22 protein-coding genes and 1 riboswitch are annotated in these 21,688 nt (G+C 66.2%); of the genes, 15 read left to right on the plus strand and 7 right to left on the minus strand.

The annotated features are described in order from the left end of the window. Nucleotides 1-9: 9 nt before the first annotated feature. Entirely contained in the window at nt 10-861 is an 852-nt protein-coding gene (locus tag ACWKWX_RS11270) for an MIP/aquaporin family protein (protein ID WP_416426242.1), read from the minus strand. Between the two features lie 435 nt (nt 862-1,296). On the opposite strand from ACWKWX_RS11270, the gene ybaK reads away from it, so the two are divergent. Further along, nucleotides 1,297-1,767 (plus strand): Cys-tRNA(Pro) deacylase, encoded by a 471-nt coding sequence (gene ybaK / locus ACWKWX_RS11275; RefSeq protein WP_473004109.1) that lies wholly within the window; start codon nt 1,297-1,299, stop codon nt 1,765-1,767. 1 nt (nt 1,768) lies between these two features. Here ybaK and ACWKWX_RS11280 read toward each other — a convergent pair whose 3' ends face one another. Together ACWKWX_RS11280 and argF are read right to left on the minus strand one after the other, a co-directional pair. Then, a complete protein-coding gene (locus tag ACWKWX_RS11280; RefSeq protein ID WP_483827777.1) occupies nt 1,769-2,812 on the minus strand; it encodes an ABC transporter ATP-binding protein in 1,044 nt (347 codons plus the stop codon). Then, complete coding sequence (gene argF, locus ACWKWX_RS11285) at nt 2,809-3,729, minus strand: ornithine carbamoyltransferase (RefSeq protein WP_416426237.1); 921 nt, start codon at nt 3,727-3,729, stop codon at nt 2,809-2,811. Before argF ends, ACWKWX_RS11280 begins: the two co-directional genes overlap by 4 nt. 379 nt (nt 3,730-4,108) lie before the next feature. Here argF and ACWKWX_RS11290 point away from each other — a divergent pair, with 379 nt between their 5' ends. The 3 genes from ACWKWX_RS11290 to grxD all read left to right on the plus strand — a co-directional run bounded on the left by ACWKWX_RS11290 (nt 4,109) and on the right by grxD (nt 7,035). Next, nucleotides 4,109-4,402, plus strand: coding sequence for a hypothetical protein (locus tag ACWKWX_RS11290; protein WP_416426235.1), 294 nt, complete (start codon nt 4,109-4,111; stop codon nt 4,400-4,402). Between the two features lie 106 nt (nt 4,403-4,508). After that, the gene (locus ACWKWX_RS11295) at nt 4,509-6,599 is read left to right on the plus strand and encodes a molybdopterin oxidoreductase family protein (protein WP_483827778.1); all 2,091 of its coding nucleotides are present in this window, start codon (nt 4,509-4,511) and stop codon (nt 6,597-6,599) included. Nucleotides 6,600-6,696: 97 nt separating this feature from the next. After that, nucleotides 6,697-7,035, plus strand: a complete 339-nt coding sequence (grxD, locus tag ACWKWX_RS11300) for a Grx4 family monothiol glutaredoxin (protein ID WP_158154208.1) — start codon at nt 6,697-6,699, stop codon at nt 7,033-7,035. Between the two features lie 142 nt (nt 7,036-7,177). Here the strand turns inward: grxD and ACWKWX_RS11305 are convergent, their stop codons facing one another. From ACWKWX_RS11305 to purM, 3 genes are read right to left on the minus strand one after another with little or no spacing between them, the layout of a single operon-like run. Continuing rightward, on the minus strand, nt 7,178-7,888 hold the full coding sequence (locus ACWKWX_RS11305) for a DUF3108 domain-containing protein (protein ID WP_416426232.1): 711 nt from the start codon (nt 7,886-7,888) through the stop codon (nt 7,178-7,180). 8 nt (nt 7,889-7,896) lie between these two features. Then, entirely contained in the window at nt 7,897-8,553 is a 657-nt protein-coding gene (gene purN / locus ACWKWX_RS11310; protein ID WP_416427445.1) for a phosphoribosylglycinamide formyltransferase, read from the minus strand. Nucleotides 8,554-8,564: 11 nt separating this feature from the next. After that, nucleotides 8,565-9,623, minus strand: coding sequence for a phosphoribosylformylglycinamidine cyclo-ligase (purM, locus tag ACWKWX_RS11315; protein WP_416426231.1), 1,059 nt, complete (start codon nt 9,621-9,623; stop codon nt 8,565-8,567). 387 nt (nt 9,624-10,010) lie between these two features. Between purM and ACWKWX_RS11320 the strand changes: the two genes are divergently transcribed. The 6 genes from ACWKWX_RS11320 to ACWKWX_RS11345 all read left to right on the plus strand — a co-directional run bounded on the left by ACWKWX_RS11320 (nt 10,011) and on the right by ACWKWX_RS11345 (nt 15,162). Beyond that, nucleotides 10,011-11,063 carry a DUF2066 domain-containing protein gene (locus ACWKWX_RS11320; RefSeq protein WP_473004101.1) on the plus strand — a complete coding sequence of 351 codons (1,053 nt, stop codon included), beginning with the start codon at nt 10,011-10,013 and terminating at the stop codon, nt 11,061-11,063. A gap of 39 nt (nt 11,064-11,102) precedes the next feature. Beyond that, nucleotides 11,103-12,176 carry an AI-2E family transporter gene (locus ACWKWX_RS11325; RefSeq protein WP_416426228.1) on the plus strand — a complete coding sequence of 358 codons (1,074 nt, stop codon included), beginning with the start codon at nt 11,103-11,105 and terminating at the stop codon, nt 12,174-12,176. Between the two features lie 159 nt (nt 12,177-12,335). Then, nucleotides 12,336-13,040, plus strand: a complete 705-nt coding sequence (gene hda / locus ACWKWX_RS11330; protein ID WP_416426226.1) for a DnaA regulatory inactivator Hda — start codon at nt 12,336-12,338, stop codon at nt 13,038-13,040. Beyond that, nucleotides 13,034-13,807: an NAD-dependent deacylase gene (locus ACWKWX_RS11335; protein WP_483827779.1), complete on the plus strand. Its 774-nt coding sequence runs from the start codon at nt 13,034-13,036 to the stop codon at nt 13,805-13,807. Before hda ends, ACWKWX_RS11335 begins: the two co-directional genes overlap by 7 nt. Before the next feature lie 67 nt (nt 13,808-13,874). After that, nucleotides 13,875-14,510, plus strand: a complete 636-nt coding sequence (locus ACWKWX_RS11340; RefSeq protein WP_483827780.1) for a C40 family peptidase — start codon at nt 13,875-13,877, stop codon at nt 14,508-14,510. Between the two features lie 112 nt (nt 14,511-14,622). Next, complete coding sequence (locus tag ACWKWX_RS11345) at nt 14,623-15,162, plus strand: C40 family peptidase (protein ID WP_416426223.1); 540 nt, start codon at nt 14,623-14,625, stop codon at nt 15,160-15,162. Nucleotides 15,163-15,243: 81 nt separating this feature from the next. Here ACWKWX_RS11345 and ACWKWX_RS11350 read toward each other — a convergent pair whose 3' ends face one another. Continuing rightward, nucleotides 15,244-16,560: a PQQ-dependent sugar dehydrogenase gene (locus tag ACWKWX_RS11350; RefSeq protein ID WP_483827781.1), complete on the minus strand. Its 1,317-nt coding sequence runs from the start codon at nt 16,558-16,560 to the stop codon at nt 15,244-15,246. Between the two features lie 304 nt (nt 16,561-16,864). After that, nucleotides 16,865-17,092: riboswitch (cobalamin riboswitch) on the plus strand. Nucleotides 17,093-17,224: 132 nt separating this feature from the next. On the opposite strand from ACWKWX_RS11350, the gene cobO reads away from it, so the two are divergent. The 5 genes from cobO to cobD are packed head-to-tail and all read left to right on the plus strand — an operon-like array spanning nt 17,225 to nt 21,686. After that, complete coding sequence (cobO, locus tag ACWKWX_RS11355) at nt 17,225-17,836, plus strand: cob(I)yrinic acid a,c-diamide adenosyltransferase (RefSeq protein WP_473004094.1); 612 nt, start codon at nt 17,225-17,227, stop codon at nt 17,834-17,836. Continuing rightward, the gene (locus ACWKWX_RS11360; RefSeq protein ID WP_483827782.1) at nt 17,833-19,146 is read left to right on the plus strand and encodes a cobyrinic acid a,c-diamide synthase CobB; all 1,314 of its coding nucleotides are present in this window, start codon (nt 17,833-17,835) and stop codon (nt 19,144-19,146) included. The genes cobO and ACWKWX_RS11360 overlap by 4 nt, the downstream gene beginning before the upstream one ends. Then, the gene (gene bluB / locus ACWKWX_RS11365) at nt 19,146-19,796 is read left to right on the plus strand and encodes a 5,6-dimethylbenzimidazole synthase (protein WP_416426216.1); all 651 of its coding nucleotides are present in this window, start codon (nt 19,146-19,148) and stop codon (nt 19,794-19,796) included. Before ACWKWX_RS11360 ends, bluB begins: the two co-directional genes overlap by 1 nt. Then, entirely contained in the window at nt 19,793-20,701 is a 909-nt protein-coding gene (cbiB, locus tag ACWKWX_RS11370) for an adenosylcobinamide-phosphate synthase CbiB (protein WP_416426214.1), read from the plus strand. Before bluB ends, cbiB begins: the two co-directional genes overlap by 4 nt. After that, on the plus strand, nt 20,694-21,686 hold the full coding sequence (gene cobD, locus ACWKWX_RS11375) for a threonine-phosphate decarboxylase CobD (RefSeq protein WP_483827783.1): 993 nt from the start codon (nt 20,694-20,696) through the stop codon (nt 21,684-21,686). The genes cbiB and cobD overlap by 8 nt, the downstream gene beginning before the upstream one ends. Nucleotides 21,687-21,688 lie beyond the last annotated feature (2 nt).

A 21,688-nucleotide genomic window follows, 5' to 3' on the forward strand; every position in this document is an offset into this window, starting at 1 on the left:
GGCGCTGGTCTAGGACGCCTGTACCTTGCTCCCGGTGTTGTCGGTGGCGGCTTCGCCAGCAGGTGCGGCGGCGGGCAGATGGCGGGCCAGCAGGCCGCGGTAAATGGCCGCGCCGAGGCAGGCACCCAGGATCGGGGCGAAGATCGGCACCAGGAAATACGGGATGTCACGCCCGCCGGTAAAGGCTATTTCGCCCCAACCTGCGAAGAATGTCATCAGCTTGGGCCCGAAATCGCGCGCCGGGTTCATCGCGAAACCGGTCAGCGGGCCCATAGAGCTGCCGATCACGGCAATCAGCAGGCCGATCAGCAGCGGCGCCAGCGGGCCACGGGGCAGGCCGTTCTGGTCGTCGCCCAGGGCCATGATCACGCCCATGAGAATGGCGGTGATCACCATTTCCACCAGGAACGCCTGGGCAGTGGACAGCGACGGGTGCGGGTAGGTGGAGAACACCGACGCCAGTTCCAGGCTTTCCTGGCTGCCGCGGATCATGTGGTGGGCTTGTTCGTAATCGAAGAACAGGTTGCTGTACAGCGTGTACACCAGCGCTGCGCCACAGAACGCGCCGGCCACCTGGGCCAGGATGTAGAAGGGCAGCTTGCGTTTTTCAAAGCCGGCGAACACGCACAGGGCGATGCTCACCGCGGGGCTCAGGTGCGCGCCGGATACCCCGGCGGTCAGGTAGATCGCCATGCTGACGCCCACCCCCCAGATGATGCTGATTTCCCACAGCCCGAAGCTGGCGCCCGCCACCTTGAGCGCCGCTACACAGCCGGTGCCGAAGAAGATCAGGAGGGCGGTTCCGAGAAACTCGGCCATGCACTGGCCGGACAACGCAGGTTGTTGCTGAGCAGTCGTCATCATTGACACCTTTTTTGTTGTTGTGCGGCGCCGTTCGGGCGCTCGAGTCATGCACCCGCCGGTAAAACCCCATACCGGCGGATGTGTTGCGTGCGCAAACTGGTCTAGGGTTTGCGATATTCAGAAACGAAAAAATATAGACAAGAAACGATTATGTCAAAGGTCGAAAATGAACCATGATTCAGAAACTGACTGGCGGGGGTTGGGTGGTGCTGGTGGGGAGTCATTTGCCGGTATATCGCACCCTGGCGTAGCCGCTGCCGCCAGGCTGTGGATTGTGTTGGGGCTGACGGGTGCTTGTCTTGATGTGTATGGCGTTCTTCAGACCGAGCGCCGCCCGCGCGGCGCATCGCGGCCAAGGCCGGCTCCTACATTTGTTGCAACGTACCATGGCCTGTAATATCGAGTTGCCACCCTTGAATGCATGGAGTGAACATGACCCCGGCGTTGGATTTGTTGAAAAAGGCCCGTGCCGAACACCGCGTGCACAGTTACGAACACGACCCCAAGGCGGCCTCCTACGGCCTGGAAGCGGCGGAGAAGCTGGGGCTCAACCCGGCCCAGGTGTTCAAGACGCTGCTGGCCAGCAGCGAGAAGGGCGAGTTGCTGGTGGCCGTGGTGCCGGTGGCTGGCACCCTCGACCTCAAGGGCCTGGCCCACGCCGCCGGGGTGAAGAAGTGCGAGATGGCCGATCCGGCCGCCGCCCAGCGCTCCACCGGCTACCTGCTGGGGGGTATCAGCCCGTTGGGGCAGAAGAAGCGCCTGCGGACCTTCATCGACCAGTCGGCGCAGCCGTTGGCAACGATGTTCGTCAGCGCCGGGCGCCGAGGGCTGGAAGTGGAACTGGCGCCGGCCCTGCTGGCGGAACACACCCGCGGGGTGTTCGCCGACATCGGCCGGGCCTGAGTCAAGCGGCGGCGAACATCACCAGGTGTTCGCTGCGCAGGCGAATGCCGATGTGCTGGCCAGGCTCGCAGGCCAGGTGGCTGGGCAACAACGCCTCCACCTGGCTGCCGCTGCCCAGCTGCAGCTGGTACAGCGTGGCCGCGCCCTGGAAGCGCTTGCCGGTGACGCGTGCCTGCACCGGACTGTCCGGGGCGTGCACGATGTTGTCCGGGCGCAGCAGCACGTCCACGGCACTGCCGCGCGGCCAGGCGCTGGCGCTGTCGCCGTGCAGCTCGCCCAGTTCGGTGTGCACCGACTGCGCGTCGTTCACGGTGCCGCGCAGGAAGTAACCCTGGCCGATGAAGCTGGCGACGAAGGCCGTCTGCGGGCGGTGGTAAAGGTTGTAAGGCGTGTCCCACTGCTGCAGCCGCCCCTGCTGGAAGACGCCGACCTGATCGCTCACCGAAAACGCCTCTTCCTGGTCATGGGTGACCAGGATCGCGCTGGTGCCGCGGCTTTTCAGGATGTCGCGCACTTCCTGGCTCAGGCGTCGGCGCAGCTCCACGTCGAGGTTGGAAAACGGCTCGTCCAGCAGCAGCAGCTGCGGTTGCGGCGCCAGCGCGCGGGCCAGGGCCACGCGCTGTTGCTGGCCACCGGACAGCTCGTGAGGGTAACGCGCGCCCAGGCCGGTGAGGTTCACCAGCTCGAGCATCTCGTCGACCACTCGGGTCTGGTGCGGGTGCTGGCGGATGCCGAACGCCACGTTCTGCGCCACGGTCAGGTGGGGGAACAGCGCGTAGTCCTGGAACACCATGCCGAGGCGGCGCTTTTCCGGGGCCAGGGTGAAGCCTGGCCGGGAGATGGCCTCGCCGGCCAGGCGAATCTCGCCCTGGTGCACCGGCTCGAAGCCGGCGATGGCACGCAGGGTGGTGGTCTTGCCGCACCCCGAAGCGCCCAGCAGGCAACCGATGTCACCGGCCTGCAGCTGCAGGCTGAGGTCGGCGACCACCGCCTGGCCCTGGTAACCGCAGGCCAGGTGGTGCAGCGCCAGCAGCGGCTGGCTCATGCCGGGCGGTAGGCCGGGGCCACCAGGAACTCCAGCAGCGCCTTCTGTGCGTGCAGGCGGTTCTCGGCCTGGTCCCACGCCACGGCACGCGGGTCGTCGAGCACGTCCATGCTGATCTCCTCGCCACGGTGGGCGGGCAGGCAGTGCATGAACAGCACGTCGTCGGCGGCCAGGTCCAGCAGCGCGCGGCTGACCTGGTAGGGCGCGAACAGCTTCAGGCGGCGCGCGGTTTCCTCTTCCTGGCCCATGGAGGTCCAGACGTCGGTGCTCACCAGGTGGGCGCCGGCCACGGCCGCCTTGGGGTCGCGCATCACTTGCACGCGGTCGCCGGCCTGGGCCAGGAACTGCGGGTTGGGCTCGAAGCCTTCGGGGCAGGCCACGCGCAGCTGGAAGTCGAACTGGATGGCCGCTTCTATATAGCTGTTGCACATGTTGTTGCCGTCGCCGATCCAGGCCACGGTCTTGCCCTGGATGCTGCCGCGGTGTTCCAGGAAGGTTTGCATGTCGGCCAGCAGCTGGCAGGGGTGCAGGTCGTCGGACAGGCCGTTGATCACTGGCACGCGCGAGTTGGCGGCGAATTCGGTCAGGGTGCTGTGGGCGTAGGTGCGGATCATCACCGCGTCGAGCATGCTCGACATGACGATGGCGCAGTCGCCGATCGGCTCGCCACGGCCCAGTTGGGTGTCGCGCGGGGACAGGAAGATGGCCTGGCCGCCGAGCTGGATCATGCCGGCCTCGAACGACAGGCGGGTACGGGTCGAGGATTTCTCGAAAATCATGCCCAGTACCCGGTTCTTCAGCGGCTCGAACAGCACGCCGCGGTTACGCAGGTCCTTGAGCTCGATGCCTCGACGGATGACGCTGAGAAGCTCTTCGGGCGTGCAATCCATCAGGGAGAGAAAGTGCCTTGCGCTCATCATTGACTACCTTTTTGCAACGTACCGCAGCACTCGTGACCAGCTTTTGAAAAAAACGAGAGAGGCCTGCGGCGAAAGCCGCACGCGGCGACGAAATTAGGGAAGACGCGATCTTATAATTAAATGTCGCGTCTCGCCAATATGTGTTTCATATTCCGATCACGGACAGTGTTTCAGGGCATGTCTCAAAAGCCGTGTGCGCAAGCGTCCGGCCCTGCTTTTTACACCCCCGTCGGTTCCCTTGGCAATCGTGCCCGGAATTGTCTAGCGTTAACCCTGTCTCAGGTATCAACCTGCGGCTGGCCGTCGCAGTGCGCATTTCGTACACTGCCAGCCATGGGTACACGACTGTATCCTGCACGATACGCGGAGAGGGTGAATGGATTCCAGAGAACAACAACTGCTCGAGCTGCTGGGCCTGACGGCGCGCACGCTCACGCACCTGACGGCCTCGATGACGTCCATGTCGTTCGAGTTGCTGCGCAGCGATGACGAGGTCACCGCCAGCGCCGCCAGGCGCATGATCGACCGCATGGCCACCATCAGCGGCGGGCTGGACGAGCATTGGAAGCTGATCGGCGAACTGACCGGCGTGCCCATCGGCCAGGAAGAGGTCGAGACGGTGGTGGAGATCCAGCTGCAGGCACCGCCCCCCGGCCTGCCGGCCAACTGAGCATCATCGGCTGGCCTGATGCCGGCCGATTCAGCCCGCCAAGCGTGCTGGTGCACCGGGTACTATCGTTCCATAGTCGGCTACCGCTGCCTGGACGAGACTGGCCATGACCAAGACCCTGCACCACCGCGCCTGCCACCTGTGCGAGGCCATCTGCGGCCTGAACATCGAGACCCAGGCCGACGCCGCCGGGCACCTGACCATCACCTCGATCAAGGGCGACCCCCAGGACACCTTCAGCCGCGGCCACATCTGCCCCAAGGCCGTGGCCCTGCAGGACATCCAGAACGACCCCGACCGCCTGCGCCAGCCCATGCTGCGCACGGGCAGCGAATGGCAGCCGATCAGCTGGCAGGAAGCCTTCGACACGGTGGCCACGCGCCTGTGGGACCTGCAGCAGCGCCATGGCCAGGACGCCGTGGCGATCTACCAGGGCAACCCCAGCGTGCACAACTACGGGCTGATGACCCACGGTAATTACTTCCTGGGCCTGCTGAAGACCCGCAACCGCTATTCGGCCACCTCGGTGGACCAGTTGCCCCATCACCTGTCCAGCTTCCTGATGTACGGCCACGGGCTGTTGCTGCCCATCCCGGATATCGATCACACCGACTTCATGCTGATTCTGGGCGGTAACCCGCTGGCGTCCAACGGCAGCATCATGACCGTGCCGGACGTGGAGAAGCGCCTCAAGGCCATCCAGGCCCGTGGCGGCAAGGTGGTGGTGATCGACCCCCGGCGCAGCGAGACCGCGGCCATGGCCAGCCAGCACCTGTTCATTCGCCCCGGTGGCGATGCGGCGCTGCTGCTGGGCCTGCTCAACACCCTGTTCGAGGAAGGGCTGACGCGCGCCAGCCACCTGCCGGTGGATGGCCTGCAGTCGGTACGCGAGGCTATCGCCGGCTTCAGCGCCGAGGCCATGAGCTCGCGCTGTGGCGTGGCCGCAGCGGACATCCGCGCGCTGGCGCGGGCGTTCGCCGGCGCCGACAAGGCCGTGTGCTACGGGCGCATGGGGGTCTCCACCCAGGCGTTCGGCACCCTGTGCCATTGGCTGGTGCAACTGATCAACCTGGTCACCGGCAACCTCGACCGCGTGGGCGGCGCCCTGTGCACCACGCCGGCGGTGGACCTGGTGGCCAACACCGGCGGTGGCCACTTCAATAGTTGGCAAAGCCGCGTCTCCGGCCTGCCCGAGTACGGCGGCGAGTTGCCGGTGTCGGCGCTGGCCGAGGAAATGCTCACCGCAGGTGACGGGCAGGTGCGGGCGCTGATCACCGTGGCCGGCAACCCGGTGCTGTCCACGCCCAACGGCCGGCAGCTGGAACAGGCCCTCGATGGCCTGGAGTTCATGCTCAGCATCGACCTGTACATCAACGAGACCACGCGGTACGCCGACCTGATCCTGCCGTCGACCTCGGCGCTGGAAAATGACCACTACGACACCACCTTCAACCTGTTCGCGGTGCGCAACGTCAGCCGCTTCAACCGCGCGATCCTGCCCAAGCCCGACGGCGCGCTGCACGACTGGGAGATTTTCGTCGGCCTGGCCGAGGCGTTCGCCGCCCGTGCCGGCAAGCCCCTGAAGCCCACCTGGCCGCCGGCGCAGCTCATCGACCGTGGCTTGCAGGCCGGGCCGTGGGGCCTGTCCCTGGCGGCCCTGGCCGAGCACCCCCACGGCCTCGACCTGGGGCCGCTGCAGCCCAACCTTGCGGCGCGCCTGAAAACCCCCGGCCAACGCATCCAGGCGGCGCCAGCGGTGCTGCTGGCAGACCTGCAGCGCTTCGCCGCGCAAGCCATGCCGGGCGCCGATGAGCTGGTGATGGTGGGGCGCCGCCACGTGCGCAGCAACAATTCGTGGATGCACAACTACCACCGCCTGGTGAAGGGCAAGCCGCGCCACCAGTTGCTGATGCACCCCGATGACCTGGCCGCCCGCGGCCTGGCGGACGGCCAGCGGGTGCGGGTGACGTCGCGGGTGGGCAGCGTCGAGGTGGAGGTGCTGGGCAGCCTGGAGATGATGCCCGGCGTGGTCAGCCTGCCCCACGGCTTCGGCCACGCGCGCCATGGTGTGCGCCTGGAGATCGCCCAGGCCCAGCCTGGCGCCAGTGCCAACGACCTGACCGACGAGCGGGTGCTGGACCAGGTTTCCGGCAATGCGGCGTTGAACGGCGTGCCGGTGCGGGTGGCGGCGGCGTGAACGGCTCCATCGGCAAGGCCGAGCGCGCCGCTCGGGTTTCCGTTACAATGCGTCACCGTGTCGACCTATGAGTCGGAAAGCTAAGCCGAGGTGCTCCATGGATATCATCGAAACGATTAAAGAGCAGATTGCCAACAACACCATTCTGCTTTACATGAAAGGCTCGCCGAACGCCCCGCAGTGCGGCTTCTCGTCGAAGGCGTCGCAGTGCGTGATGCAGTGCGGCGAGAAATTCGCTTATGTGGATATCCTGCAGAACCCGGAAATCCGTGCGAACCTGCCAAAGTACGCCAACTGGCCGACTTTCCCGCAGCTGTGGGTAGCCGGCGAGCTGGTTGGCGGTAGCGACATCGTTGCTGAGATGTTCGCCAACGGCGAGCTGCAGACGCTGATCAAGGCCGCTGCCGAGAAAGCCAAGGCCGGCGAAAACGCCTGATAGCCCTGCGCTTCAACAAAAAGCCCCGCTGTCGTGAGACAGCGGGGCTTTTTGTTGAAGGGTGTGGGAGCTGGCTTGCCAGCGAGCTTTTGAGGCCCTTAAAAGCTCGCTGGCAAGCCAGCTCCCACACCAACGTTGCAAATCAGCTACCTTTCACCGAACGGCCATCAACGGTACCGTCCTGCAGCATGATGTTGTATTCCTTGCCGTCGGTCTCGACCTGTTGCAGGCGAACCAGCAGGTAGTCCCAGTCCTTGGCGAACCACAGCACGGTGGTGCGCTTGTTCTGCGTGGGGTCGCGCACGCGCTCCACCTTGATGGCGTCGACCTGGCCGGCCTTGGTGTCGACCTTCTCGGTGCCCAGCACGCGGAAGTCGTAGGTGTCGACGTCGCCGCCGTCCACCACCTGGTAGCTCATGCTCTTCTTGCCGGCGGCCACGTCACGCTGCAGGGCCAGCTGGTAGGTCGACTTGTCGAGCATGCCGCGGTTGAGCGGCACTTTGACGGCGTCGCCACGGTCGGTGCCGGTGACCATTTTCTGCGACCAGTCGAAGTCCAGGTCGGTCTTCTTCGGCTTGCCCAGGCCGCCACGTTCGAAGTGGTAGGTCTTGGGCAGCAGCGCGTCCTTGTCGACGGTGAGGGTGCTTTCCTCGGTGAGGCTGGCAATCATCATCGACGCCTTGAAGCTCAGGGTCCAGGTGTCGTTGGCACCTTTTTCCAGGCTGCGCGAGGCGGTGCCGCTCATGGGCAGCTGTTTCCAGTCGGCGGTGTAGCTGGCCGTGAAGGGCTTCAGGTCGGCAGCGTGTACCGGCAAAGCCAGCAACGCGGCGCAGAACAGCAGGGCACGACGCATAAAATCTCCTAGGGTCGAATCAAGTGACCGCTGGCCCCGAGGGGCTTGCCGTCCAATAATGCACCGTGGGCGTCCAGACGCAAGCGTCCTTCGGCGAACCAGCGCACGGCCAGCGGATAGATCTGGTGTTCCTGGGCATGGACCCGCTGCGCCAGGGTGACCGGCGTGTCGTCCAACTGTACCGGTATTGCTGCCTGTACGACCAGTGGTCCGCCATCGAGTTCCTCGGTGACGAAATGCACACTGCAGCCATGCTCGGCATCACCGGCCTCGATGGCGCGTTGATGGGTGTGCAGGCCTTTGTACCTGGGCAGCAGGGAAGGGTGGATATTGAGCAGGCGCCCTTGATAGTGGCGCACGAAGCCTGGGCTCAGGATTCGCATGAAGCCGGCCAGCACCACCAGGTCGGGGCTGAAGCCGTCGATGAGTTCGACCAGCGCGGCGTCGAAGGCTTCGCGGCCTTCGAACGCCTTGTGGTCCAGCACGGCGGTGTCGATACCGGCGTGGCGGGCGCGTTCCAGGCCGTAGGCATCGGCGCGGTTGGAGATCACCGCGCGGATGCGGGCCGGGTGGGTCCCGGCCTGCTGGTTCACGCTATCGATCAGGGCCTGCAGGTTGCTGCCGGTGCCGGAGAGCAGCACCACTACGTTACAGCGTGCGGGCATCTGTTCGTGCATCAGTGTGCCTTGACGTTCTTCAGCTCGACCTGTGGGGCGCCTTCGGCGGCAACGCCGATCTGGCCGATGACCCATGGCTGCTCGCCAGCGTCACGCAGGGTTTGCAGGGCCACGTCGACGTGTTCCTGGGCCACGCAGATGACCATGCCCACGCCGCAGTTCAGCACGCGGTGCATTTCGTGCTCGTCGACGTTGCCTTTTTCCTGCAGCCAGTCGAATACCGCCGGGCGCTGCCAGCTGGCCACGTCAACCACGGCCTGGGCGCCTTTTGGCAGCACGCGCGGGATGTTGTCCAGCAGACCGCCGCCGGTGATGTGGGCCATGGCCTTGACGGCGCCGGTGTCCTTGATCAGCTTGAGCAGGGGCTTGACGTAGATGCGGGTCGGGGCCATCAGCAGGTCGGTCAGTGGCTTGCCGTCCAGCTGGGTGTTCTCGATGTCGGCACCCGACACTTCGATGATCTTGCGGATCAGCGAGTAGCCGTTGGAGTGCGGGCCGGACGATGGCAGGGCCAGCAGGGCGTCACCGGTGGCGACTTTCGAGCCGTCGATGATCTCGGCCTTCTCGACCACGCCCACGCAGAAGCCGGCCAGGTCGTAGTCCTCGCCTTCGTACATGCCTGGCATCTCAGCGGTTTCGCCGCCTACCAGCGAGCAACCCGACAGTTCGCAGCCAGCGCCGATACCGGTCACTACCTGGGCGGCGGTGTCCACGTTCAGCTTGCCGGTGGCGTAGTAGTCCAGGAAGAACAGGGGCTCGGCGCCGCACACCACCAGGTCGTTGACGCACATGGCCACCAGGTCGATGCCGATGCTGTCGTGCTTGTTCAGGTTCAGTGCCAGGCGCAGCTTGGTGCCCACGCCGTCGGTGCCCGAGACCAGGACAGGCTGCTTGTAGCCGGCCGGGATCTCACAGAGGGCGCCGAAACCGCCCAGGCCGCCCATGACTTCAGGACGCGCAGTACGCTTGGCGACGCTCTTGATGCGTTCGACCAATGCTTCACCGGCGTCGATGTCTACACCGGCGTCCTTGTAGCTCAGGGAGGGTTGCTTGCTCATGATCCAGGCCTTTAGAGGGAGGGATTCGAAAAATCGACCGCAAGCGGCGGGCTGCCCGGAAATACCGTTGCCGGGTATTTCCAATCGGCCAACCGTCGTTGGTCTGCGAAGGCGCGCGATTTTATCAGGCTTGCCCCTGTGCGGCCATCCTCAGGCCGACGGGCAGGGCCAAAATTAATCCGTTGACCCGTAGCAGCTGCCGCAGGCGGCGTCCCATCGCGACATCGTAATGAAACCGGACGCCGCCTTCGGCAGCTGCTACAGGTGTGTGGCAGCCTTAAGCGCTATAGTAGGCGCATTACGAAAACTTCAATGGGCGGCTTGAATGTTTTGCTTGAAACTGTGGTCACAAGCCTCAGTCCGCTTATTGCCCGTCGGGAATCTTCCATGCGTCTGTGTAACTACCTTTTAGTCGGCTGCCTGTCGGTGTTCGCCCTGGCCGCTCACGCCGAAACCGTCAAGAACCTCTACCAGGTCCGCGAAACCGTGGGCGGCCAGAGCCCCGAAGAGCGTGACGCGGCCACCCAGCGTGCGCTCGAGACCCTGGTGCTGCGCCTCACCGGCGACCCCAAGGCGGTCAGCGCCGCCGGCCTTGCGGCCGTGCGCAAGGACCCGCAGCAGATCATCAGCCAGTTCGGCTATGAGGCCGGCCCGCCCGAGAGCCTGCGCGTGGACTTCGACCAGGCCAGCACCGACAACGCCCTGCGCCAGGCCGGCCTGCCCACCTGGGGCAACAACCGCCCCAGCGTGCTGGCCTGGTGGCTGAACGAAGGCACCGACGGCGCCAACCTGGTCGGCGACGGCCAGCCCACCGCCGAACCCCTGCGCCGCGCCGCCCAGCACCGTGGCCTGCCGCTGCGCCTGCCGCTGGCCGACCTGGGCGAGCAATCCCTGGGCACCGCCAAGACCCTCGACGGCAGCGACGCCACGCCGCTGCGCGCGGCCTCCGAACGCTATGGCGCCGACGGCCTGCTGGCGGTGCATGCCAAGCAGGAGGGCGGCAAGTGGAGCGCCCAATGGCACCTGTACCTGGGCGACCGCCCCGAGCAGGGCAAGGCCGAGGGCGACGACCCCGCCGCCCTGGCCGATGCCGTGCTCCTGGCCGTGAGCGAGCGCCTGGCGCCGCGCTACGTGGTCAAGGCCGGCGGCGGTGCCAGCACTGACATGAGCTTGCAGGTCGAAGGCATGACCCTGGAGCACTACGCGGCCCTGGGCCGCCTGCTGGAACCCTTCAACGCCAAGCTGAAATCCGTGGACGGCGACAAGGTGGTCTACCAGGTCAGCGGTAGCAGCGACCAGCTGCGCGCGCAACTGGCCCTGGGCAAGCTCAGCGAACTGCCGCCGGAAGCGGCGCCCGTGGTCGCTACCCAGCCGCTGGCGCCTGGCGCCGCGCCAGCCCCTGCACCGCAACCTGCCCCTGGCCTGCGCTTCCATTGGTAATGCAGCGATCTTCTCTTTATATAAGGCTTGGGTGGTTTGATGACTGACATGCGTCGTTGGGTCTGGGCAGGGGCGGTGCTCCTGCTCTGCCTGTTCGTGTACTTCCTGCACCCCATCCTGTCGCCGTTCCTGGTGGCGATCGTGCTGGCCTACATGGCGGATCCGCTGGTGGACCGCCTGGAAAAGGTCGGCCTGTCGCGCACCTGGGGCGTGATCGTGGTGTTCTCGCTGTTCACCCTGGTGTTCATGATTGCCTTGCTGGTGCTGGTGCCGCTGCTGGCCAAGCAGTTCGTGCGCCTGTACGAACTGGCGCCGCAGGTGCTGGACTGGCTGCAGCACGTGGCCCTGCCGTGGGTGCAGGCCAAGCTGGGCCTGGCCGACGGCTTCTGGAAGTTCGACAAGATCAAGGCCGCAATCACCGAGCACATGGGCCAGACCACCGACATCGTCGGCGTGGTGCTGAGCCAGGCCACGGCCTCCAGCCTGGCGCTGATCGGCTGGCTGACCAACCTGGTGCTGATCCCGGTGGTGGGCTTCTACCTGCTGCGTGACTGGGACCTGATGATGGCCAAGATCCGCAGCCTGCTGCCGCGCCACCGCGAGGGCAAGATCGTCGCCCTGGCCAAGGAGTGCCACGAGGTGCTGGGCGCGTTCGTGCGTGGCCAACTGCTGGTGATGCTGGCGCTGGGCATCATCTACGCCGCCGGCCTGATGCTAGTGGGGGTGGAGCTGGGCCTGCTGATCGGCCTGATCGCCGGCCTCGCCGCCATCGTGCCGTACATGGGCTTCATCATCGGCATCAGCGCGGCGATGATCACCGGCCTGTTCCAGTTCGGCGGCGACATCTACCCGCTGATGGGCATTGGCGCGGTATTCCTGGTGGGGCAGCTGCTCGAAGGCATGGTGTTGACGCCGATGCTGGTGGGCGACCGCATCGGCCTGCACCCGGTGGCGGTGATCTTCGCCATCCTCGCCGGCGGCGAACTGTTCGGTTTCGCCGGCGTGCTGCTGGCACTGCCGGTGGCCGCGGTGATCATGGTGCTGCTGCGCCATGCCCATGATCTGTATAAGGAATCGGACATCTACGGCGGCCAGGAAGACCCCGACCTGTAGTGGCGCCGTGCACCCGCTGTTGCGGCAGCGGGTGTGCAAATGAATGCAAACCTTTGATTTTGCTTGTGGTCTGTTGCATTGTGCGCCCGGCGTCACGGGTATAAACTTTGCTAACTTCACACAGAGGCCCCCTGCGGTTCGCCAGAACCGTCAGCCAGCATGAAACCGATTCAGCTGCCCTTAGGTGTGCGTCTGCGTGATGACGCTACCTTCATCAATTACTATCCAGGCGCCAATGCCGCTGCACTCGGCTACGTCGAACGCCTGTGCGAAGCCGACGCCGGCTGGACCGAAAGCCTGATCTACTTGTGGGGCAAGCAGGGCGTGGGCCGTACCCACCTGCTGCAGGCCGCGTGCCTGCGCTTCGAGCAGATGGGCGAGCCGGCGGTGTACCTGCCCCTGGCGCAGCTGCTCGACCGCGGCGTGGAAATCCTCGATTACCTGGAACAGTACGAGCTGGTGTGCCTGGACGACCTGCAGGTGATTGCCGGCAAGCCCGAGTGGGAAGAGGCCATGTTCCACCTGTTCAACCGCCTGCGCGACAGCGGCCGGCGCCTGTTGATCGCCGCCTCCCATTCGCCGCGCGAGTTGGCGGTGAGGCTGCCGGACCTGAAGTCGCGCCTGACCATGGCGCTGATCTTCCAGATGCGCCCGCTGTCGGACGAAGACAAGCTGCGTGCCCTGCAGTTGCGCGCCTCGCGCCGCGGCCTGCACCTCACCGACGAGGTCGGGCACTTCATCCTCACTCGTGGTACCCGCAGCATGAGCGCGCTGTTCGACCTGCTGGAGCGCCTGGACCAGGCCTCGCTGCAGGCCCAGCGCAAGCTGACCATTCCCTTCCTCAAGGAAACCCTGGGTTGGTAGACCTGCAGCTGCTGGCCCGCGCCGGCGCTGCCCTGCGTGATGCCCGGCGCATCCTGGTGATTACCGGCGCCGGCCTCTCCGCCGACTCCGGTTTGCCCACCTACCGTGGCCTGGGTGGCCTGTACAACGGCACCACCAGCGAAGGCCTGCCCATCGAAAAAGCCTTGTCGGGGCCCATGCTTGAACGCGACCCGGCGCTGTGCTGGAAATACCTGGCGCAGCTGGGCGAGGCCTGCCTGGGCGCGCAACCCAATGCGGCGCACCACGCCATTGCCCAGCTGCAGAAAGCCAAGCCGGAGTGCTGGGTGCTGACGCAAAACATTGACGGTTATCACCGTCAGGCAGGAAGTCCCGACGAACGGTTAATTGAAATTCACGGGGAATTGGCGCCACTGTTCTGTCGCGCCTGTGGCGCTGTACGCGATGATTTGCGGGAAATCCTTGGTCAGCCACTGCCGCCGCGCTGTAACGTCTGTAATGGCGTTATGCGGCCTTCCGTGGTGCTTTTCGAGGAAATGCTGCCCGAGCGGGCGATTGAGGCGCTGTATCGGCAAATGGCGATCGGTTTCGAGGTGGTGCTGGTGATCGGCACCACGGCAAGCTTCCCCTACATCAACGCGCCCATCGCTGAAACCCGCGCCGCTGGCGGGTTTGCCATTGAGATCAACCCATTGCGAAGCGGGCTTTCTGCCAGCATGGACGTGTTTTTTGAGAGTAGGGCGTTAGAAGTCATGCCGAAACTGCTGAGTCACATTTTTTTCGATTGAATTTGCAAATGGATTTGATAGCGGGCATAGTCGCGTCTTCTTAACTTCTACAGACACGGTCGTGCCCATGCTAAAGCGCTTCGCACCCCTCGTGCCCCTCGCACTCGTGACCCTGCTTTTCGGCTGCGCGGCTCATACGCCGGTATCGCAGCAACAGGCTCTCAACCCGGTGACTCCACAGTCCCAGGCCCAGACGAAAGCTGTAACCCTGAATTTCCAAGAAGAAGAGCTGGATACCGAAAAGGAACTGGCTGACTTCTCCGAGAACAGCAAGCCCTACCAGATGCCCATGCTGGCTGACAGCATCCTGGAACGCGGCAAATCGCTGATCGGCACCCGCTATCGCACCGGTGGTTCCACTGAATCGGGCTTCGATTGCAGCGGCTTCATCGGTTACCTGTTCCGCGAGGAGGCCGGCATGACCCTGCCGCGTTCCACGCGTGACATGATCAACGTCAAGGCCCCCCTGGTAGCCCGCAACAACCTCAAGCCCGGTGACCTGCTGTTCTTCAGCACCCGTGGCCGTGGTCGCGTGAGCCACGCCGGCATCTACCTGGGCGATGACCAGTTCATCCACTCCAGCAGCCACCGTAGCGGCGGCGTGCGCATCGACAGCCTCGATGACGCCTACTGGAGCAAGACCTTTATCGAAGCCAAGCGTGCCTTGGCCATGGCACCGACCACGACTATCGCACGCAAGTAAGCAGTCTGGGCGGTACTCGCAGCGGCGGCGCACTGAAAAGTGTGCCGCCGTTGCGCGTTTTCGGGAATACAAGCTAGTCTTCAACGGCAGTTGAATCAGGATGGTTCTGTTTATGTCGCTAACGGCCCGTTTCGCGCTATTACTCTTCGCAGGCCTGCTCACCGCCTGCGCTGGCCACAAGCCGCCACCTGCGCCTGCGCCGGTGTATCAACCTTTTGTTTCAGCTCCCCAGCAGCCCCTGTCTCCCCAGGCCGATGACGTCCTGATGCGCGCCATCGGGCTGGTCGGCACCCCATACCGCTGGGGCGGCAACACGCCGGATTCGGGCTTTGACTGCAGCGGCCTGATCGCCTACGTCTATCGCGACGCGGCCGGCATCAGCCTGCCGCGCTCCACGCGGGAAATGATCAGCATGCGCGCCCCCGATGTCAGCAAGGATGCCTTGCAGTCCGGTGACCTGATCTTCTTCGCCACCAGCGGTGGTTCGCAGGTCAGCCATGCCGGCATCTACGTGGGCGAGGGCCGCTTCGTGCATGCCCCGGCCACGGGTGGCACGGTGAAGCTGGACTACCTCAACAAGCCGTATTGGCAACACGCCTACCTGAACGCCAAGCGCGTGCTGCAACCAGCAAGCCTGGCGCATAACCCTTGATGCGCCTGTGGGAGCTGGCTTGCCAGCGAGCTGTTCGGGTTTCCCCCAAAGCTCGCTGGCAAGCCAGCTCCCACAGGTTGTTTACTTCTCAGCCGTAATCCGCCAGATCTTGTTCCCCACGTCATCCGCCACAAGCACCCCGCCCTTGTGGTCCTCGGTCACGCCCACCGGCCGGCCCATGGCCTGTTCCTTGTCGTTGAGGAACCCGGTCAGCACGTCGATCGGCTGGCCGCTGGGCTTGCCGTCCACGAACGGCACGAAAATCACTTTGTAGCCACTGTGTGGCTTGCGGTTCCACGAACCGTGCTGGCTTACGTAGGCGCCATGGTTGAACGGCGCCGCCAGCCCGCCGCTGTTGCTGGCAAAGGTGAAGCCGATGGAAGCGGTGTGCGGGCCCACGGCGTAGTCCGGGGCGATGGCCTTGGCCACCAGTGCCGGGTTCTGCGGGCTGACGCGGTTGTCGATGTGCTGGCCGTAGTAGCTGAACGGCCAGCCATAGAAGCCGCCGTCCTTCACCGAGGTGATGTAGTCAGGCACCAGGTCGCTGCCGATCTCGTCGCGTTCGTTGACTGAGGTCCACAACTGCCCGGTCTGCGGCTCGAAGCCCATGCCGTTGGGGTTGCGCAGGCCGGAGGCGTAGATGCGGTGCTCGCCGCTGGCGCGGTCCACCTCCCAGATCGCCGCGCGGCCTGCTTCCTTGTCCAGGCCGTTCTCGCCGACGTTGCTGTTGGAGCCCACGGTGACGTACAGCTTGTTGCCCGAGGGGCTGGCGATGACGTTCTTGGTCCAGTGGTGGTTGAGCGGCCCGCCCGGCAGGTCCGTCACCTTGGTGCCCTGGCCGCTGATGGCGGTGGCGCCGGTGTTGTAATGGAAGCGCAGCAGGGCATCGGTGTCGGCCACGTACAGGTCGCTGCCCACCAGGGTCATGCCGAACGGCGAGTTGAGGTTGGCGATGAACACTGTGCGGGTGTCGGCCACGCCGTCGCCGTCGGTGTCGCGCAGCAGGGTGATGCGGTTGGCGCTGGGCACGCCGGCGCCGGCCTTGCCCATGACCTTCTTCATTACCCAACCCTTGATGCCCTTGGCGTCCTCGGGCTTGGGCGGCGCGTTGGTCTCGGCCACCAGCACGTCGCCGTTGGGCAGCACGTACAGCCAGCGCGGGTGGTCCAGGCCCTCGGCGAAGGCGGCCACCTGGGTGCCCTTGGCCGGCTGGGGTTTCTCGCCGTCGGGCCAGCCGATGGCGTCGGCGATGTTCACCGTGGGGATCAGTGTCTTGTTCGGCGCCGGCAGCTGCGGGTGCGGGCCGGTGCCGTCGGCCACCTTCAGGGTCGAGGACTCGCCACAGGCCAGCAGCGTGCTGGAGGCGAGGATGATCAGGGCCAGGCGGGTCTTGTGCATTGTAATTGCTCGCTGAGGCGGAGGTATGTGCTGTAGAGGGGCGGGGTAGGGCAGTGGTTCCAATAAAACCCCGCAGCAGCAACTGTCTTGAAACGGCGTCGTCTGCATCGCGACTAAAGTCGGCTCCTACGCCGTTCGTGGTAGGAGCCGGCCTTGGCCGCGATGCAGGCGACGCGATCGACAAAGGTGCACGCGCTCCGTAGCAGCGGCCGAAGGCCGCGTCAGGGCCGGACGCCGCCTGGCGGCAGCTGCTACGGGGGAGGTATGGCGAGCTTTAATTGACCTCCCACCCCCAACCCTCTAACCTTCCCGGCGTGTTTCAGGTGCCCTGCAGCCCCACGGCTGGCAGGGTGAAACAGGGAAGCCGGTGAGCCGCCGCAGGTGTGCGAGCCCGGCGCTGCCCCCGCAACGGTAAATGAGTCAAGGTCGCGCATGGCGCCACTGGGCCGAATTGGCTCGGGAAGGCGCGTGGCCCCGGGTGTGCATGCCCCCGCTCATGAGTCCGGAGACCGGCCTGGAACCCTTCTTGGCAAGCCGCTGGCTTGCCGGTCCCCTTTTGTTCTGTCGCGCGGGTGAGAGCGGCATTGACGAGTCTGTGCTGCGTCCGTCCGGGCGGCGGCTTTTCGTCGATGTCGCCTGTGTGCAGGTGTAGCGGAGAGCTGCGATGAGTGAATCCCAGGAACGTGAACAACGCCATCTGGCGCGCATGTTGCGCAAGAAGGCGATCATTGACGAGCGCATTGCCAATGCGCCCAACGAATGCGGGCTGCTGCTGGTACTGAGCGGCAACGGCAAGGGCAAGAGCAGCTCGGCCTTCGGCATGCTCGCGCGCGCCATGGGCCACGGCATGCAGTGCGGCGTGGTGCAGTTCATCAAGGGCCGCAACGCCACCGGCGAAGAGTTGTTCTTCCGCCGCTTCCCCGAGCAGGTGCGCTACCACGTGATGGGCGAGGGCTTTACCTGGGAAACCCAGGACCGCCAGCGTGACATCGCCGCCGCCCAGGCCGCCTGGGAAGTGTCCCGTGGCCTGTTGCAGGATGAGAGCATCGGCCTGGTGATTCTCGATGAACTGAACATCGCCCTCAAGCACGGCTACCTGGACCTCGACCAGGTGCTGGCCGACCTGCAGGCGCGTCCCGCCATGCAGCACGTGGTGGTCACCGGCCGTGGCGCCAAGGACGAGATGGTCGAACTGGCCGACACCGTCACCGAGATGGGCATGCTCAAGCACGCCTTCCAGGCCGGCATTCGTGCCCAGAAGGGCATCGAGCTATGACCCAGCCGCGTCATTGCCCGGCGGTGCTGATCGCAGCACCCGCTTCTGGCCAGGGCAAGACCACCGTCACCGCCGCCCTGGCGCGCCTGCACCGCAACCAGGGGCACAAGGTGCGGGTGTTCAAGTGCGGGCCGGATTTCCTCGACCCCATGATCCTGGAACGGGCCAGTGGCGCGCCGGTGTACCAGCTCGACCTGTGGATGGTGGGCGCCGAGGAAAGCCGGCGCCTGCTGTGGGAAGCGGCGGCCGAGGCCGACCTGATCCTGATCGAGGGCGTGATGGGCCTGTTCGACGGCACCCCCAGCAGCGCCGACCTGGCGCGGCACTTCGGCGTGCCGGTGCTGGGCGTGATCGACGGCACCGCCATGGCCCAGACCTTCGGCGCCCTGGCCCTGGGCCTGGCGCGCTACCAGCCGGACCTGCCGTTCGCCGGCGTGCTGGCCAACCGCGTCGGCACCCTGCGCCACGCGCAACTGCTTGAAGGCAGCCTCACCGAAGGCCTGCGCTGGTACGGCGCGTTGTCTCGCGAGACCGGCATCGAACTGCCCAGCCGCCATTTGGGCCTGGTGCAGGCCAGCGAGCTGAACGACCTGGACCTGCGCCTGGACGCGGCCGCCAATGCCCTGGCGGCAAGCTGCGAAGTCGCGCTGCCACCGCCGGTCACCTTTGCTGCGCCCACCCCGGTGCCGTGCGAACCGCTGCTGGCCGGCGTGCGCATTGCCGTCGCCCGTGACGAGGCCTTCGCCTTCACCTACGGCGCCAGCCTCGACCTGCTGCGCGCCATGGGCGCCGAGCTGAGCTTCTTCTCGCCGGTGCATGACCAACAGTTGCCGCCCTGCGACAGCCTGTACCTGCCCGGTGGCTACCCGGAACTGCACCACCACACCCTGGCGGCCAACGCGCCGATGCTGGCGGCGATTCGCGGCCACCACGCCGAAGGCAAACCGCTGCTGGCCGAATGTGGCGGCATGCTCTACCTGCTGGACGCCCTGACCGACGTCGACGGCCAGCGCGCCGAGCTGCTGGGCCTGCTGCCTGGCGAAGCGGTGATGCAAAAGCGCCTGGCGGCCCTGGCCCTGCAAGCCGTGGAGCTGCCCGAAGGCACCCTGCGCGGGCACACCTACCACCATTCGCTGACCAGCACCGCGCTTGAGCCCATCGCCCGTGGCCTCAGCCCCAACGGTGGCCGCGGCGCCGAGGCGGTGTACCGTGATGGCCGGCTGACGGCGTCGTACGTGCACTTCTATTTCCCGTCCAACCCGGCGGCCGTTGCCGCCCTGTTCTGCCCCAAAGGGGCCTCGCACATTTGATGACTGACAACGCCTACACCCCCGCCGAGCGCGCGGCCATCTACCGAGCCATCGGTGAGCGCCGCGACATGCGCCACTTCGCCGGCGGCGACGTCGCCCCGCAACTGCTGGCGCGCCTGCTGCACGCCGCGCACCAGGCGCCCAGCGTCGGCCTGATGCAGCCCTGGCGCTTCATCCGCATCAGCGACCGCGCCCTGCGCGAGCGTATCCAGGCGGTGGTGGAGGACGAGCGGGTGCGCACCGCCGAGGCCCTGGGCGAGCGCTCGGACGAGTTCATGAAGCTCAAGGTGGAAGGCATCAACGACTGCGCCGAGGTGCTGGTGGCGGCGCTGATGGACGACCGCGAGCGCTACATCTTCGGCCGCCGTACCTTGCCGGAGATGGACCTGGCGTCGCTGTCCTGCGCCATCCAGAACCTGTGGCTGGCGGCGCGTGCCGAAGGCCTGGGCATGGGCTGGGTCTCGCTGTTCGACCCCCAGGCCCTGGCCGACCTGCTGGGCCTGCCCGCCGGCGCCAAGCCCATGGCCGTGCTGTGCCTGGGCCCGGTGACCGAATTCTACCCATCGCCCATGCTGGTGATGGAAGGCTGGGCCGAGGCCAAGCCATTGAGCGAGATGCTGTATGAAAACCACTGGGGGGTTAAGCCATGAGCATCGCCCTGGTCACCGTTGCCGGCGTGGCGCTGGATGCCCTGCTTGGCGAGCCGAAGAGCCGTCACCCGCTGGTAGCCTTCGGGCGCCTGGCCGACCGCCTGGAGCGCCGCTTCAACGGCGGCGGCCGTGGGTGGCGCAGCCACGGTGTGACGGCCTGGTTCCTGGCCGTCATCCCCTTGACCCTGCTGGCCACGCTGCTGTCCTGGCTGCCATACGTGGGCACCCTGGTGGAAATCCTCGCGCTGTACTGCGCCCTGGGCCTGCGCAGCCTCGGTGAGCACGTGGCGCCCGTGGCCCAGGCCCTGCGCAGCGATGACCTGGACACCGCCCGCACTCGCGTGGGCTACCTGGTCAGCCGCCAGACCAGCGAGCTGGACGCCAACGCCGTGGCGCGCGCCGCCACCGAGTCGGTGCTGGAGAACGGCAGCGACGCGGTGTTCGCCGCGCTGTTCTGGTTTGCCGTGGCCGGCGCGCCGGGCGTGGTGCTGTACCGCCTGAGCAATACCCTGGACGCCATGTGGGGCTACCGCAACGAGCGCTTCGAACGTTTCGGCTGGGCGGCAGCGCGCATCGACGACGTCCTCAACTATATTCCTGCACGGCTGGTGGCCCTGACCTACGCGGTGCTGGGCAAGACGCGCCTGGCCCTGCGCTGCTGGCGCCAGCAGGCGCCGAAGTGGGACAGCCCCAACGCCGGCCCGGTCATGGCTGCCGGTGCTGGCGCCCTGGGCGTCGAGCTGGGTGGCCCGGCGGTCTATCATGGCGAGCTGCATGAGCGCGCGACCCTGGGCGAAGGCCCGGCGGCCGACGCCGACGCCATCGACCGCGGCTGGCAACTGGTGCAGCGCGGTGTGTGGCTGTGGCTGCTGATCCTGTGTGTGGGAGGGCAATTCTATGCTTGAGCACGGTGGACGACTGCGCAAGGCCGCGCAGCAATACGGCATCGCCGAGGCCGACTGGCTCGACCTGTCCAGCGGCCTGGCGCCCTGGCCCTGGCCGATCCCGGCGATTCCCGAGCGCGCCTGGGCGCGCCTGCCGGAAACCGACGACGGCCTGGAAGCGGCGGCCTGCGCCTACTATGGGGTCAACCAGGTGCTGCCGGTGCCTGGCTCCCAGTGCGCCATCCAGCTGCTGCCGCGCCTGCGCCGGGGTGGCAAGATCGGCGTGCTGTCGCCGTGCTACGCCGAGCACGCCGAGGCCTGGCGCCGCGCCGGGCACCTGGTGCGCGAGGTCAGCGAGAGCGAGGTGGACTTCTTCCTCGACAGCCTCGACGTGCTGGTGGTGGTCAACCCCAACAACCCCACCGGCCGCGTGCTGCCCGCCAGCCGCCTGCTGGACTGGCACGCGCGGCTGGCTCAGCGCGGCGGCTGGCTGGTGGTGGACGAAGCCTTCATGGACAACACCCCGGCGGTCAGCCTGGCGCCCCACGTGGAGCGCACGGGCCTGATCGTGCTGCGCTCGTTCGGCAAGTTCTTCGGCCTGGCCGGGGTGCGCCTGGGCTTTGTGCTGGGGCAGAAAAAGTTTCTCCAGCTGCTGGCCGAGCAGGTCGGCCCCTGGGCCGTCAGCGGTCCCACGCGCATTCTCGGCCAGGCCTGCCTGGGCGACACCGCCGGGCACCAGCGCATGATCGAGCGCAGCGAACTGGCGAGCCTGCGCCTGGCTGGCCTGCTGGCGCAGTTCGGGCTGGCGCCCCATGGCGGCTGCGCGCTGTTCCAGTGGCTGGTCACCGACAAGGCCGTGGCGCTGCACGCGTTCCTGGCCCAGCGCGGCATTCTCGTGCGCTTGTTCGTCGCCACCAGTAGCGTGCGCTTCGGCCTGCCACCCGAAGAGCCCGACTGGCTGCGCCTGGAGCAGGCGCTGCACGCCTTCAACGAGGAACATCCGTGAGT

Source organism: Pseudomonas imperatae (genome assembly GCF_057128625.1).